This window comes from Sphaerisporangium dianthi, assembly GCF_042654065.1.
Taxonomy (GTDB): Bacteria; Actinomycetota; Actinomycetes; order Streptosporangiales; family Streptosporangiaceae; genus Sphaerisporangium; species Sphaerisporangium dianthi.
Genome location: NZ_JBHSFP010000001.1, coordinates 509,852 through 524,175 on the forward strand (window position 1 = coordinate 509,852; position 14,324 = coordinate 524,175).

Consider the following 14,324-nt stretch of genomic DNA (forward strand, 5'->3'; position numbering starts at 1 on the left):
AGGCCGCCGGGCCGCCGTCGATCTGACACGAACGGCGTTCTGTGGATAAGTCCGCCGCGAGGGACCGCGTCCTAGCGATCGGGGTCTGGGGAGGCGGCCGGATCGGGGAGGGCGGGGGCCAGGGTGATGCCCAGCATGCCGGGGCCCACGTGTACGCCGACGACCGCGCCGACCTCCACCACGCGCAGCCGTGCGAGGGACGGGATGCGCTTGGCGAGATGATCGGCCAGCGTGCGGGCGCGCTCGGCGGCGACAAGGTGGTGCACGGCGACGTCGACCCGCTCGTCGCCCGCCGCCCGTACCGCCAGGTCCTCGAGCCTGGCGATCGCCCTACCGGCGGTGCGCACCTTCTCCAGAGGCTCGATGGTGCCCTTTGATATGTGCAGCAGCGGCTTGATCGAGAGGGCGGATCCGAGGAGGCTCGCCGCGGCGCCGATGCGGCCTCCCCTGCGCAGGTGTTCGAGGGTGTCGACGTAGAAGAAGCTGCTGGTGCCCTCCGCGCACGCCTTCGCCGCCGCCACCACCTCGGTGCGCGTGGCGCCCTCGCGCGCCGCCCGCGCCGCCGCGAGCACCGGGAAGCCGAGCCCCATGGCCAGCGACCCGCTGTCCACGACGTCGACCGGGATCATCGCTTCCGCGGCCGCGATGCGCGCGGACTCCACCGTGCCGGACATCTCGGCCGACAAATGGATGGAGACCACCCCTGTGGCGCCCTGCGCCGCGGCCATCTCGTACGCGTCGGCGAAGCGCTGCGGGGATGGGCGGGAAGTGGAGACGGGCGACCATTGGCGGAGCGCGGCGGCCACGCCACCGGCGTCGATCTCGGCCACATCGTCCAGCGCGCGTCCCCCCACGACCACTTGCAGGGGGATCACGATGACGCCCAGCAGCCGGGTCTCCTCGGCGTCGAGGTAGGCGGTGGAATCTGTGACCACGGCGACCGCTTGCGACATGACCGAAGGCTACCCGGGACCGCCCCAGGTGGCGCCGCGGGACCGCCACTGGACTTCGCCGGGGCTCCGCCATCGGCTCCCTGCGGTTGCCGGTCATCGGTTATCGGTTGCCGGTCAGGGCCGCGTGCGGTGGGACGGCCTGGCCGCCGCAGGGGGACGGTACGCGTGGCCGCGGGGGGAGGGTGCGCGTGGCCGCCGCGGGGGTGGTGTGACCACCGCGGGGGGTGGTGTGACCGCGCGTGGTGGGGAGGGCGCCGCACGGGGGACGGCGTGGGGGCGGAGTTACTGGACGGGGGTGCCGCCACGCCAGACGCGGCGGGGCTTGAGGCCGAAGCCCCAGGCGAAGGCGCCCTCGTGGTCGGCGTCCCACTGGACGATGTCGGCGAGGCGGCCCGGGGTGAGCACGCCGCGGTCGGGGGCGCCGAGGACCGTCGCCCCGCCGAGCGTGGCGGCGCGCAGGGCGTCGCCGACGCTGATGCCGAACGCGGCGACCGCGAGGCTGATCACCAGGGACATCGAGGTGATGCCGCAGTGCCCGGGGTTGTGGTCGCTGCCGAGTGCCACCGTGACGCCCTGGGCGAGCATGCGGCGCACCGGGGGCAGGTTGCCCTGCTGGAGGGCCGTGCCGGGGCACACGACCGCGGGCACGCCATAGCGGGCGAGAAGCGCGATGTCCTCGTCGGTGGTGTTGTGCAGCAGGTCGGCCGACGCGCAGCCGAGTTCGGCGGCGAGCTGGACGGCGCCGCGCCGCTTGTGGGCGCCGGCGTGGATGCGCGGCAGCAGGCCGACGTTGCGGCCGGAGGCGAGCACCCAGCGGGCCTCGTCGGTGGTGAAGTGGCCGTCGTCGCAGTAGACGTCGACGCTGTCGGCGCCCGCCGCGGCGGCGTCGCCGCACCAGGAGCCGACGGCCTCGACGTAGTCGCGCTGGCGTCCGAAGTACTCGGGCGGCACCACGTGGGCGGCGAGGAAGGTGACGTGCACCCGCGGCATCATCGGCTCTTTCTCGAGCTCGCGCAGCAGCCGCACGTCGGCCAGTTCGCCGTCGCGGGTGAGGTGGTAGCCGGTCTTGGCCTCGACGGTGGTGGTGCCGTTGAGTATCCAGTCGCGCAGACGCTCGCGCACGCCGTTGCACAACGTCCACGGGTCGGTGCCGCGGGTCACCGTGACGGTGGAGCCGATGCCGCCGCCCGCCGCGGTGATCGCGCTCGGCGTCGAGCCGCCCGAGCGCATGGCCAGTTCGGCGTAGCGGTTGCCCGCGTACACCGGATGAGTGTGCGCGTCGATGAGGCCCGGGGTCACCAGAGACCCGCCGAGGTTCTCGACGTGATCGACGTCCGTGATGTCGTCCACGACACCGGGCACGCTCTGCGGAAGATCGGCGGCACGCCCGACCCAAGCGATGCGGTCGTTGTGAACGAGGATCGCGGCGTTGCTGCAGACATCGTTGCCGGTCCATAGCCGGCCGATGTTCGTGAGTAGCCGCACCGTCATGGCATCACCGCCCGGCCCAGGGCCGTGGAAGCATCCGGGAACGCCGCCGGGGCCCAGTTGGTGCCGGGCGCCACGCCCGCTGGGTCCGCTCCGTTTCCGGACGTCATTGGGGGGTCTCCTGATCTCATCCGCACTGGTGTGCGATGACGGTATCGCCCGGGATCTTGGCCAGGCGATTTCAGTTCAGTTACGTTATTTCACAGGTCGGCTCGCTGTACAGGGTTATTGAGAAGAACGCCAGTTCATCTCACCTGTGCTGCGTCGAGGCCCTCTGCACCCCGGCATGTCGCTAACCTGTCCCCGGGAACGCCTGGTGCCGACCTAGCCCCTGCTGTAGCAGCAGTCACACGCGTCATCATGCGAAACCAGCGCCAGAATTTCTTGTCAGGGTGCCCATATCGTAGCAATAATCAACCCCCGCAGGCCACAGCCACCTTCCTGCGCCTTTGCGAGGTTTCCCCACCCTGTCGTACTTTTATACCTTTTAAGCCGCTACATCCTGATATGTACCTTATGACGCCCGCCTCCCCGATGGCGGTACAGCCTTCGCCCGCATATCGGCGAAGCCGCCGACGACGCCGCACCAAGCCCTCCCTGGCGCGTCATCTCGGCTCGCCGACCCCCGCCGCCGGCCCTGAGGCCCTCTCGACGGTTCAAGAGGCTACCAAGGACGATCTCCGGGCGGGGTGTTATTACGCGAGAACGTGCTCAGCCGGGCACCCGGGGGTCCCGGGCGGGGGCCTGGGACCCCCGGCCGGGATCAGACGGTCTCGACCGGCTTGGCGGTGCGCTCGAGATCGGCGTACAGGCCGGCCGGAACGCGCGCGTGCAGGACGGTGCCGTCGCCCGTGTGATCCACCGACCGCACCTCGCCCTCCTTGTGGGCGCGGGCGATGAGGTCGCCGCGCTCGTACGGGACCAGCACGTGGACCTCGTGGTCGAGCCGGGGAAGTTCCCGCTCGATCATGGCGATCAGCTCGTCGATGCCCGCGCCGGTGCGAGCGGAGACGACCACGCTGTGGCGCTCGCGCGTCGCCAGCCGGGCCAGCGCCACCGGGTCGGCCGCGTCGGCCTTGTTGACCACGATGATCTCGGGGATGTCGCCCACCCCTTCGATGTCGGAGAACACCTCGCGCACGGCGGCGATCTGGGACTCCGGATCGGGGTGTGAGCCGTCCACGACGTGCAGGATCAGATCGGCGTCGCCGACCTCCTCCAGCGTGGAGCGGAACGCCTCGACCAGCTGGTGCGGCAGGTGCCGGACGAACCCGACCGTGTCGGCGAGCGTGAAAAGCCTGCCGTCGGGCGTGCGGGCCCTGCGCACCGTCGGGTCGAGCGTGGCGAACAGGGCGTCCTCCACGAGCACCCCCGCGCCGGTGAGCCGGTTCAGCAGGGACGACTTGCCGGCGTTGGTGTAACCGGCGATCGCCACCGCGGGCACCTCGCGCCGCGTCCTGCGGGAACGCATGGTCTCTCGCGCGGTCGACATGCCGCTGATCTGACGCCGCAGCTTGGCCATGCGCTCGCGGATGCGGCGCCGGTCGAGCTCGATCTTGGTCTCACCGGGGCCGCGGCCGCCGATGCCGACGCCTCCGGCCGCCCGTCCGCCGACCTGGCGCGACAGGTTGCCACCCCAGCCTCGCAGCCGCGGAAGCAGGTAGCTGAGCTGGGCCAGTTCGACCTGTGCCTTGCCCTCGCGGCTCTTGGCGTGCTGGGCGAAGATGTCGAGGATCAGGGCCGTGCGGTCGATGACCTTGACCTTGACGATCTCCTCGAGCTGGCGGAGCTGACCGGGGGTCAGCTCGCCGTCGCAGATCACGGTGTCGGCGCCGGTGGAGACCACGACGTCGCGCAGCTCGATGGCCTTGCCCGAACCGATGTACGTCGCGGAGTCGGGACGCTGGCGCCGCTGGATGAGCCCTTCCAGGACCTGAGACCCCGCGGTCTCGGCCAGCAGCTTGAGCTCGGCCAGGGAGTTCTCGGCGTCGACGATGGTTCCGCCGGTCCAGACGCCGACCAGGACCACCCGCTCGAGGCGGAGCTGCCGGTATTCGACTTCGGTGATGTCCTCGAGCTCGGTCGACAGGCCGGCCACACGCCGGAGCGCCTGCCGCTCTTCGAGGTCGTAGTCACCCGTGGCGAGGTCTTCGTTGGACTCGTTGTACATATAAGTCTTCTCTGTGGCTATGGTCGCGCTCCTCAGCGCTCATGGGTCACCGCTCGTGGGTGGACCGCTCCGCTCAATTCAACACGGGGACCCCGCCGGTGTCTTCCCCGAATGGTGCCACGTCGGCCACGCGGATTCACCTTGTTATCGGTCGCGTCCGCGATCAGGGAGCCCCCGGCGTCATCGGTCACGCCCGAGGGAGTCCGTCACACCCGCGGTCACCGGCCATCGGTGACCGTCCATGCCACGACCCCGCTCAGGTGGCGAGCACCTTGGCGTCGCCCGAGCCTGCCCTGACGACGATCGTGCGAGGCGAGGAGTCGTCGTCGGTGACCCCGATCTCCTTGTCGCCGGAGCCGGTGCCCACGGTGACGTTGTACGCGCCTCCCGGCACCTGCACGGTGCCGGTGCCCGACCCCGTCTGGACGTCCACCTTGTCCGGCGCGGCGGTGAAGCGCAGGTCGACGTCCCCCGAGCCCGCCTTGGCGACCGCCTGCTTGCCGCCCAGCCCGCCGGCGTCGATCGTGCCCGACCCGGTGTGCACGTCGATCTTTCCCGACAGCGCGCGCAGGGTGATGTCGCCCGACCCGGCCTCCACCTTGACCTGGACCCCGCGCGGGACCTCGACCAGATAGTCGACGCCGCAAGCCCAGCCGGAGTCCACGCAGGTGTAGTCGAGGGTGAGGGTGTCGCCGTCCACAGGATGCCGCGTGACGGGCTTGTCGCCCTTCCAGTAGAGCTTCTCGGTCACGTGGAACCCGGTGCGGCCGGACTCGGTCACCTGGACGTCCCCCGCGCCGCCGGCGACGTGCAGCACGGCCGTCTCTCCGGTCACGTCGTAGGTGTTGGTGGCCTTCTTGGTGGGGGCGGCCAGGTCGGTCACGCCGCAGGCGGTGAGCATGAGCCCCGCGCCGAGCGCGGCCCCGGCGGCCATGACGCGCCGGGCGCGCGCCGACACGCGTGCGGAGCCGGCGCGGGGGGAGGTGTTCGCTGGGGACGTTCGGTTCGTCATGGTCCAAGACTGCTGGTCACGGACGGCCACGCCCATCAGGGAAGGCCCGGAGGCATCCCTTAGCGGTCCCTCAGGGGGACCTGACATTGACCCCCTAGCCCGGCAGCGGTAGCGTCGATTCCACAATTCAGAAGTATTTTTCCGCATGGTGGAAAGGATGGCCATGGAAGGCGTTGAGATCAGTGGTCCCTCGCTGGACCGCTTCGACGAGATCCTCACCCCTGAGGCCCTGCGCTTCGTGGCCACCCTCCAGCGGGAGTTCGAAGGACGCAGGCGCGAGCTGCTGGACGTCCGGCAGGCCCGCCAGGCCGAGCTCTCGGCCGGCGGCACGCTCGACTTCCTGCCCGAGACCAAGGCCGTCCGCGAGGACGACTCCTGGCGCGTGGCCGAACCGGCGCCGGGCCTGGTGGACCGCCGGGTCGAGATCACCGGGCCGGTCGACCGGAAGATGACCATCAACGCCCTCAACTCGGGCGCCAAGGTCTGGCTCGCCGACTTCGAGGACGCCAACTCCCCGCTCTGGGAGAACGTCGTTGGCGGCCAGCTCAACCTGCGCGACGCCCTCGACCGCACGATCGACTTCGAGGCCGGCGGCAAGCGGTACGCCCTGCGTCCCGACGAGGAGCTCGCCACGATCGTGGTCCGGCCCCGCGGCTGGCACCTGACCGAGAAGCACGTCCTGGTGGACGGGGAGCCGTTCTCAGCGTCGATCTTCGACTTCGGCCTGTACTTCTTCCACTGCGCGCGGCGGCAGATCGACAAGGGCAAGGGCCCGTACTTCTACCTGCCCAAGATCGAGTCGCATCTCGAGGCCCGCCTCTGGAACGACGTGTTCACGCGCGCGCAGGCGCTGCTCGGCGTCCCGCACGGCACCATCAGGGCGACCGTCCTCATCGAGACCTATCCGGCCGCGTTCGAGATGGAGGAGATCCTCTACGAGCTGCGCGACCACTCGGCGGGCCTCAACGCCGGGCGGTGGGACTACCTGTTCAGCGTGATCAAGAAGTTCCGCACCCGCGGTCGCGAGTTCCTGCTGCCCGAGCGCAACGCCGTGACCATGACGGCGCCGTTCATGCGCGCCTACACCGAGCTGCTGGTGCGCACCTGCCACAAGCGCGGCGCGCACGCCGTCGGCGGCATGGCCGCGTTCATCCCCTCCCGGCGCGACCCCGAGGTCAACAAGGTCGCGCTGGAGAAGGTCCGCGCCGACAAGACCCGCGAGTCGGGCGACGGGTTCGACGGGTCCTGGGTCGCCCACCCCGACCTGGTGCCGATCTGCCAGGAGGTCTTCGACGCGGTCCTCGGCGACAGGCCCAACCAGCTCGGCCGGCTCCGCGAGGACGTCTCGGTCTCGGCCGCCGACCTGCTGGCGGTCTCCAAGACGCCGGGCGACATCACCGAGACGGGCCTGCGCAACAACGTCGACGTCGCCCTCCGTTATCTGGCGGCCTGGATGGCCGGCAGCGGCGCGGTGGGCATCCACAACCTGATGGAGGACGCCGCCACGGCCGAGATCTCCCGCTCGCAGATCTGGCAGTGGGTGCACAACGACATCGAGCTGGCCGACACCGGCGAGGTGGTGACCAAAGAGCTGGTCGAGCGGGTCATCGCCGAAGAACTGGACAACATCCGCCGGGAGCCGGGCTTCGACGGGGCCCTGTACGGGCAGGCGGCGGAGCTGTTCACGGAGGTCGCCCTGGACGACGACTTCGCCGACTTCCTCACTCTCCCGGCCTACGCCCGGATGCCATGACACCGGCACCGGCCGAGCTGTCCGGCCGTCTCATGTCCATCCTGGGTCCCGACGGGGTGATCACCGACCCCGTGCGGCTGCGCACCTATGAGTGCGACGGCCTGACCTACCACCGCGCGACCCCGGCCGTCGTCGTCCTGCCCGAGACGGCCGAGCAGGTCGCCGCGGTGGTCAAGGTCTGCGACGAGACCGGCACGCCGTTCGTGGCGCGCGGCTCGGGCACCGGCCTGTCCGGCGGGGCGCTGCCGCGCGCCGACGGCGTGCTGATCGTGACCTCCCGCATGCGCCGCATCATCAAGATCGACATCGCCGACCGGCTGGCCGTGGTGGAGCCGGGCGTCACCAACCTGGCGATCAGCGAGGCGGCCCGCCCGTACGGCTACTACTACGCGCCCGACCCCTCCAGCCAGCAGGTGTGCTCGATCGGCGGCAACGTCGCGGAGAACTCCGGCGGCGCGCACTGCCTGAAGTACGGCTTCACGGTCAACCACGTCCTGGCGATCGAGCTGGTCACCCCGGACGGCGACATCGTCGAGCTGGACGCGATGGACCCCGGGTACGACCTGCTCGGGGCCTTCATCGGCTCCGAGGGCACACTGGGCATCGCCACCAAGATCACCGTGCGGCTCCTGCGCGTCCCCGAGACGGTGACCACCCTGCTGGCCGCCTTCACCACCGTCGAGGCGGGCGGGCGGGCGGTGTCCTCCATCATCGGCGCGGGCATCGTCCCGGCGGCGATCGAGATGATGGACGCCCTGGCCATCGAGGCCGCCGAGGCCGCGGTGCGCTGCGACTACCCCGCCGGGGCCGGCGCGGTGCTGATCGTCGAGCTGGACGGCCCGGCCCCGGAGGTCGCCCACCAGTTCGCCCAGGTGGAGGCCATCTGCCGCGACACCGGCGCCTTCGAGCTGCGCGTCGCCGACGAACCGGCCGAGCGGGCCGCCATCTGGCGGGGCCGCAGGTCGGCGTTCGCGGCCGTTGGGCGCATCAGCCCCGCCTACCTGGTCCAGGACGGGGTCGTGCCGCGCACCGCCCTGCCCGAGGTGCTGGCGGGCATCGAACGGCTGTCCGCGCGGTACGGCATCCGCGTGGCCAACGTCTTCCACGCGGGGGACGGCAACCTGCACCCGCTGGTGCTGTTCGACGACGCCGAGGAGGGCGCGGGCGAGCGGGCCGAACTGGTGTCCGGCGAGATCCTCGACCTGTGCATCGAGAAGGGCGGGTCGATCACCGGAGAGCACGGCGTCGGTGTGGACAAGTCTCGATATATGCCCAAGATGTTCTCGGCGGATGATCTGGACACCATGCAACTCGTCCGGTGCGCCTTCGACCCCAAGAACCTGTCCAACCCCGGAAAGATCTTCCCCACGCCGCGGTTGTGCGGCGAGGCGCCGGGCGTCCGCAAGGGCGTCCACCCCCTGGTGGCCTCGGGAGAGGCGGAGTTGTTCTGATGCCCCTTCCCCTCGATGAGACCCTCGCCGCGAGCGGCGCGACCATCCGCGCCGCCACCGCGGACGACGCGGCCACCCGGGCGCCGGGCCTCGGCCGGCTCACCCCCCGCTGGATCGCCCTGCCGGAGTCCACCGGCCAGGCGGCCGCCGTCATGCGCGCCGCCGCCGAGCACGGGCTGGCCGTGGTCGCCGAGGGCGGAGGCACCAAGCTCGGCTGGGGACCGCCGCCCGAGCGGTGCGACCTGCTGCTGAGCACCGGCCGCATGAACCGCGTGCTGGAGCACGCCGCGGGCGACCTGGTCGCGCGCGTGCAGGCCGGCGTGCGCACGCAGGACCTCGCCGCGGTGCTGGCCGCGTCCGGCCAGGAACTCGCCCTGGACGTCCCCCTCGAAGGGGCCACCGTCGGCGGCACGCTCGCCACCGCCACCGCGGGCCCTCGCCGCCTGCGGTACGGCACCGGGCGCGACCTGCTGATCGGCATCACGGTCGTCCTGGCCGACGGCACGGTCGCCCGTTCGGGCGGCAAGGTCGTCAAGAACGTCGCGGGCTACGACCTGGGCAAGCTGTTCACCGGCTCCCTCGGCACGCTCGGCGTCATCACCGAGGCCACCGTCCGCCTCCACCCGCTGCCGGCCGCGCGCGCGTGGATCACCGCCACCGTCCCCGGCCTCGACCGGCTCCCCGACCTCGCCGCCCTCGCCGGCTCGCAGACCGAGCCGAGCGCCGTGGAGGTCGACCGGCCGACCACGGACGGCCCGCTGACCGTCGCCGCGCTGTTCGAAGGCGTGGCGGCCGGCGAGCGCGCCAAGGCCGCCGCCGAACTGCTGGACGCCACGGCCGTGACCGGCCCCGAGCCGCCCGCCTGGTGGGGCAGGCTCCCCGGCGAGGAGTTCCTGCTGGAGATGCGCGTGCGGCCGAGCGCCGCCGTCCCCGCCCTGGCCGCGGTGGCCGGCGCGGCGCGGGAGGCCGGCGACCTGCCGGTGCGCCTGCGCGGGTCGGCCGCCTCGGCCGTCGTCCACCTCGCCCTCCCCGCGGACGCCTCCCCCGCGCGGGCGCTGACGTTCGTGTCGGCGCTGCGTTCCGACCTGGCCGCGCACGGCGGCAGACTGGTGGTATGGACCGCCCCGGCGGACGCGGCCGGCCTGCTCGACCGGTGGGGCCCGGCCGGGGCCGCCACGCTCATGCGGCGGGTCAAAGAGCGATTCGACCCCGAGGGCCGCCTGTCTCCCGGACGGCTGCCCGCGGGCGGCCCGCCGTCCGGGGGCGGGAAACGCGCGTGAGGAGCCTACGCCGATGAACCCCGACCTGATCAACGACTGCGTGCACTGCGGGTTCTGCCTGCCCACCTGCCCCACCTACGAGCTCTGGGGCGAAGAGATGGACTCCCCGCGCGGGCGCATCCACCTGATGAGACAGCACGTCGAGGGCACCCCGATCACCCCGGAGATGGCCGGCCACTTCGACGCGTGCCTGGGCTGCATGGCCTGCGTCACCGCCTGCCCGTCGGGCGTCAGGTACGACCGGCTGATCGAGCAGACGCGTGCCGAGGTGGAACGGGTCCACCCGCGCTCACGGACCGACCGGGCCTTCCGGGCACTGGTCTTCGGCCTGTTCCCCTACCCTCGGCGGCTGCGGGCGCTGCGCCTGCCGCTGCGGCTGAGCAAGAGCCTCACGCCCCTGATGCGCCCCCTGCTCGAGCGGCTGGACCCACGGCTCGCCGCCATGGCCGAGCTGGCGCCTCCCCTGCCCCGCCGCCGGGTGCGGCTGCCGGGACGCGTGGCGGCGCGCGGCGAGCGCCGGGCGACCGTCGGAGTGCTCACGGGGTGCGTCCAGGGCGAGTTCTTTCCCGGCGTCAACGCCGCGACGGTCCGGGTGCTGGCGATGGAGGGGTGCGACGTGGTCATCCCGCCGGGGCAGGGGTGCTGCGGCGCCCTGTCGGTCCACTCGGGACGGCCGGAGGAGGCCGCGCGGTTCGCGCGCCGGACGATCGAGACCTTCGAACAGGCGGGCGTCGACACGGTGATCGTCAACGCTGCGGGGTGCGGGTCGAGCACCAAGGAGTACACCGACCTGCTCGCCGGCGATCCCGCGTGGGCGGCGCGGGCGCGCGCGCTGCGGTTCGCCGACCTGGCCGAATACCTGGCCGAACTCGGCCCGATAGCCGAACGGCACCCGTTGCCGATCACGGTCGCCTACCACGACGCCTGCCATCTGGCCCACGCCCAGGGCATCCGGGCGCAGCCCAGGGCGCTGCTGGCCGCCGTTCCGGGGCTGCGGCTGCGGGAGGTGCCTGACGCGGCGATGTGCTGCGGCTCGGCGGGCACCTACAACCTGTTCCAGCCGGTCGCGGCCCGCGAGCTGGGCGACCGCAAGGCCGCGCGGGTGCTCACCGTCGGAGCCGATCTCCTGGTGTCGGCCAACCCCGGCTGCACCATGCAGATCGCCGCCGCCGCCCGCCGCCGGGGCGAGCACATCCGCGTCGCCCACACCGCCGAGCTGCTCGACGCCTCCCTGCGCGGCCTCTCCCCCGCCACCCTCGGCCGTGCCTCCGAAGGTCTCTCGACCGCGAGGAACGAGGGCCGGTGAGCACGGTCCAGAGTGTCGATCGGGCGTTGGACGTGCTGGAGGCCCTCGCCGACCAGGGCGGGGAGGCCGGGCTGTCGGAGATCGCGGCCCGCACCGGGCTGCCGTACGGGACGATCCACCGGTTGCTGCAGGCGCTGCTGAGCCGGGGCTACGTCCGGCAGGAGTCCGACCGCAGGTACGCGCTGGGCGGCGCCCTGGTGCGGCTGGGCGGGGCGGCGGAGCGCATGGTGGGCGTGTGGGCGCAGCCGTACCTGGAAAGGATGGTGGCGCTGTCCGGCGAGACGGCCAATCTCGCGGTGCTGGAGGGCGACTTCGTCGTCTACGTGGCCCAGGCGGCGTCCCCGCGGCGGCTGCGGCTGTTCGCCGAGGTGGGACGGCGGGTGCTGCCGCACAGCACCGCGGTGGGCAAGGTGCTGCTGGCCGACCGGCCGGACGCGGCGGACATCCTTGCGCGCACGGGCCTGCCGCGCCGGACGGAGCACACGATCACGACGGTCGAGGCGATGCTCGCCGAGCTGGACGCCGTGCGGTCGCGGGGCTACGCGATGGACTTCGGCGAGGAGGAGCTCGGGGTGCACTGCCTGGCGGTGCCGGTCCGCGACGGCGGCCGGGTGATCGCCGGCATGTCGATCTCTGGACCGGTGGAGCGCATCGAGGCGCTGGACCGGGAGGAACTGGCCGAGGGCATGCGCAAGATCGCCGCGGACTTCGGCCAGGACGTCTCCCCCTCACGCTGACGCGCCCGCCCTCCTTCCCTCGCGCCGCGCCGCGAGCGGAGACTGCGCCACGTCGCCGGACGGTGAGACGGCGGGCGGTGCAGGCGGAACTTCCGGAGACGGCGCGTCAGTGCTCGAGGATCCTGGTGCCGACGGGGTGTTCACCGAAGGGGTGCTGGCAGAGGGCGAAGTCGGCCCCGAAGGGGTCGGAGACGACGGCGACCGGGCCGGTGCGCGACTCGTACGCGGGGATGCGCACCGCCCCGCCTTCGCGGACGATGCGGGCGACGGCTTCGGCGCAGTCGTTCACCCGCAGGTAGAGCATCCAGTGGCGCGGAACCCATTCGATCTCGTAGGGCACGCGCAGCCGTCCGCAGACGGGTAGGTCGCCGATCTGCCACACGACGTAGTCGAAGTCGACCCCGTCGCCGATCTGGAGCGGCTGGTAGCCGAACAGCGCCTGGTAGAACTGGTCGGTCACCCGGGCGTTCCTGGCGTTGAGCTCGTTCCAGCACATGGCGCCGACGTCTCCGTACAGACGGGACCCGATGCGGGCGCCCGACTGCCACAGCCCGAACAACGTGCCCTCGGGATCGGTGGCGAGGGCGAGCCGGCCCTCGTCGCGGATGGTGGTCGGAAGTATGAGGAGCTTTCCGTCGTTGGCCTCGACCCGCACGGCCGAGGCCTCGACGTCGGAGGTGGCGAGGTAGGTGTTCCACGCCGGCTCGACGCCCTCCAGACCGACCGCCGGCGCCGTGATGGCCGCGACCGGCATGCCGTCGACCAGGCACATCGTGTAGTGCCAGAACCGGGGCCCGAGATCTTGACAGGTCCACCCGAAGACGTCCTGGTAGAAGCGGGCCGCCGCCGAGACGTCATGCGTCGTCAGCTCCGGCCAGCAGGGTGCGCCGTCAGGGTAGCGGCAGCGCTCCGACATCACAGATCTCCCCCCGAGAAGACATGAGCCCCTTAGGGGCATACTTCCATCAACACCCGGCACTGGCCCTCTCGGACCCCCAAGCGAGCCATTATCTGGACATATGCCCGTAAATCACGGGCTGACGTGGGGTCAGCGTGACTGCGGGGTGATGTTGATCGAGCCGTTCTGGGGCACCGGCACGACCTGGACCCTGCCGTCCTGGATGGCCTTCCAGAGGATGGCCCCCTGCGGCCCGAGCACCTTCACCAGGTCCTTGATGGACTCGAGCTCGGTCTTGACCTTGGTGTTGATCTGCTGCTGCGCGAGGTTCTGCTGCTTGGCGGACTGCTCGGCGGCGAGCGCGTCGATCAGCGTCTGCGGCGGCTCGGGCTTCTGGATGGTCAGCACGACATCGCCGCAGTCGCCGGTGCCCCCGAAGTTGGGCTGGCAGAAGTAGTCGGCGCCGGCGGTCTCTTTGATGAACTGCCGCGCCAGCTGACCGACCCGGGCCTCCCACTGCTGCTTGGCGTCAGGGTCGTTGAACAGCTTCTTCCACTCGAACTCCTGCGAGGCGGCGTCCATCGCCCGGTCGAGCGGCTGCTTGAAATAGAAGTTGAGCATGCGCCGCCAGCCGTCGGAGGACTGCGAGCCCTCGAAATACGCCACGTACTTCAGCCCGATCTTCTCGTGGAAGCGGCGCAGGGTCTCGCACGAGGTGTTGAGCGTGAAGGTCGCAGACCCGGCGACCTCCATCTCGACGTTGTCCTTGGAGACGATGCTGATCGGCTTGGACTCGGCATCCGGCGAGCCGGAGAAGTCGAAGGTGCGCTGGCCGAAGGGATAGGAGTAGGAGGTGTCGCCCGGGCCGAGGTAGGTCGCCCCGCTGGACGGGTTGATGCACTTCACGAACTTGATCGCCTCGAAGGGGCCGCCGGCGTAGTGCAGCCTCACCTCGTCGGGCGCCGTGCTGACCTTGGTGCACCCGGTGGCGACGAAACCCAGGACCACGATGGCGATCACGGCGAGCAGGACGGTCTTCAGCAGTAACCGGCCGCGCCGCCCTCCTTGCGCCTGGTCATCGGTGCTTTTGCGTGCGCTCATCGCCCACCCGTCCTTTTACTCAGGCTTTACGGTCGGCCGATCCTAGAACACCGGGCGGGAGGCGCGGCGGAGCCGACCGGTTTCCTGTGGACGGACGACCGCCGGCCGGGCAGCCTGTGGACGGACGGACGGACGGACGCAGGCCCGGGCGGAGCGTTCCTCCGGACGGACGGAC

The 14,324-nt window shown here is 71.5% G+C and carries 11 protein-coding genes; 5 read left to right on the forward strand and 6 right to left on the reverse strand.

All coding sequences use genetic code 11. The features are described from left to right. Positions 1-71: 71 nt before the first annotated feature. From ACFO60_RS02115 to ACFO60_RS02130, 4 genes are all read right to left on the reverse strand, one after another. Positions 72-953 (reverse strand): DegV family protein, encoded by an 882-nt coding sequence (locus tag ACFO60_RS02115; RefSeq protein ID WP_380836116.1) that lies wholly within the window; start codon positions 951-953, stop codon positions 72-74. Between the two features lie 282 nt (positions 954-1,235). Next, positions 1,236-2,444: an amidohydrolase family protein gene (locus ACFO60_RS02120; RefSeq protein ID WP_380836118.1), complete on the reverse strand. Its 1,209-nt coding sequence runs from the start codon at positions 2,442-2,444 to the stop codon at positions 1,236-1,238. A gap of 760 nt (positions 2,445-3,204) precedes the next feature. Then, positions 3,205-4,611, reverse strand: coding sequence for a GTPase HflX (hflX, locus tag ACFO60_RS02125; RefSeq protein WP_380836120.1), 1,407 nt, complete (start codon positions 4,609-4,611; stop codon positions 3,205-3,207). 256 nt (positions 4,612-4,867) lie between these two features. Further along, positions 4,868-5,623 carry a DUF4097 family beta strand repeat-containing protein gene (locus ACFO60_RS02130; protein ID WP_380836122.1) on the reverse strand — a complete coding sequence of 252 codons (756 nt, stop codon included), beginning with the start codon at positions 5,621-5,623 and terminating at the stop codon, positions 4,868-4,870. Between the two features lie 157 nt (positions 5,624-5,780). On the opposite strand from ACFO60_RS02130, the gene aceB reads away from it, so the two are divergent. The 5 genes from aceB to ACFO60_RS02155 are packed head-to-tail and all read left to right on the forward strand — an operon-like array spanning position 5,781 to position 12,150. After that, positions 5,781-7,376: a malate synthase A gene (gene aceB / locus ACFO60_RS02135; RefSeq protein ID WP_380836123.1), complete on the forward strand. Its 1,596-nt coding sequence runs from the start codon at positions 5,781-5,783 to the stop codon at positions 7,374-7,376. Continuing rightward, positions 7,373-8,827: an FAD-linked oxidase C-terminal domain-containing protein gene (locus ACFO60_RS02140; protein WP_380836125.1), complete on the forward strand. Its 1,455-nt coding sequence runs from the start codon at positions 7,373-7,375 to the stop codon at positions 8,825-8,827. Before aceB ends, ACFO60_RS02140 begins: the two co-directional genes overlap by 4 nt. Continuing rightward, positions 8,827-10,107, forward strand: a complete 1,281-nt coding sequence (locus tag ACFO60_RS02145) for an FAD-binding oxidoreductase (protein WP_380836126.1) — start codon at positions 8,827-8,829, stop codon at positions 10,105-10,107. Before ACFO60_RS02140 ends, ACFO60_RS02145 begins: the two co-directional genes overlap by 1 nt. Before the next feature lie 13 nt (positions 10,108-10,120). Then, on the forward strand, positions 10,121-11,413 hold the full coding sequence (locus tag ACFO60_RS02150) for a (Fe-S)-binding protein (RefSeq protein ID WP_380836128.1): 1,293 nt from the start codon (positions 10,121-10,123) through the stop codon (positions 11,411-11,413). Continuing rightward, positions 11,410-12,150: an IclR family transcriptional regulator gene (locus ACFO60_RS02155; protein ID WP_380836129.1), complete on the forward strand. Its 741-nt coding sequence runs from the start codon at positions 11,410-11,412 to the stop codon at positions 12,148-12,150. Before ACFO60_RS02150 ends, ACFO60_RS02155 begins: the two co-directional genes overlap by 4 nt. Before the next feature lie 106 nt (positions 12,151-12,256). Here ACFO60_RS02155 and ACFO60_RS02160 read toward each other — a convergent pair whose 3' ends face one another. Further along, positions 12,257-13,066 carry a VOC family protein gene (locus ACFO60_RS02160; protein WP_380836131.1) on the reverse strand — a complete coding sequence of 270 codons (810 nt, stop codon included), beginning with the start codon at positions 13,064-13,066 and terminating at the stop codon, positions 12,257-12,259. A 132-nt stretch (positions 13,067-13,198) separates the two neighbouring features. Further along, entirely contained in the window at positions 13,199-14,149 is a 951-nt protein-coding gene (locus ACFO60_RS02165) for an SPFH domain-containing protein (RefSeq protein ID WP_380836133.1), read from the reverse strand. Between the last annotated feature and the right edge of the window lie 175 nt (positions 14,150-14,324).

Excerpts from the sequence above, each read along its gene's own strand:
- ACFO60_RS02115 (WP_380836116.1), bottom strand. The coding sequence starts at position 953 with ATGTCGCAAGCGGTCGCCGTGGTCACAGATTCCACCGCCTACCTCGAC.
- ACFO60_RS02120 (WP_380836118.1), bottom strand. The coding sequence starts at position 2,444 with ATGACGGTGCGGCTACTCACGAACATCGGCCGGCTATGGACCGGCAAC.
- hflX (WP_380836120.1), bottom strand. The coding sequence starts at position 4,611 with ATGTACAACGAGTCCAACGAAGACCTCGCCACGGGTGACTACGACCTC.
- ACFO60_RS02130 (WP_380836122.1), bottom strand. The coding sequence starts at position 5,623 with ATGACGAACCGAACGTCCCCAGCGAACACCTCCCCCCGCGCCGGCTCC.
- aceB (WP_380836123.1), top strand. The coding sequence starts at position 5,781 with ATGGCCATGGAAGGCGTTGAGATCAGTGGTCCCTCGCTGGACCGCTTC.
- ACFO60_RS02140 (WP_380836125.1), top strand. The coding sequence starts at position 7,373 with ATGACACCGGCACCGGCCGAGCTGTCCGGCCGTCTCATGTCCATCCTG.
- ACFO60_RS02145 (WP_380836126.1), top strand. The coding sequence starts at position 8,827 with ATGCCCCTTCCCCTCGATGAGACCCTCGCCGCGAGCGGCGCGACCATC.
- ACFO60_RS02150 (WP_380836128.1), top strand. The coding sequence starts at position 10,121 with ATGAACCCCGACCTGATCAACGACTGCGTGCACTGCGGGTTCTGCCTG.
- ACFO60_RS02160 (WP_380836131.1), bottom strand. The coding sequence starts at position 13,066 with ATGTCGGAGCGCTGCCGCTACCCTGACGGCGCACCCTGCTGGCCGGAG.
- ACFO60_RS02165 (WP_380836133.1), bottom strand. The coding sequence starts at position 14,149 with ATGAGCGCACGCAAAAGCACCGATGACCAGGCGCAAGGAGGGCGGCGC.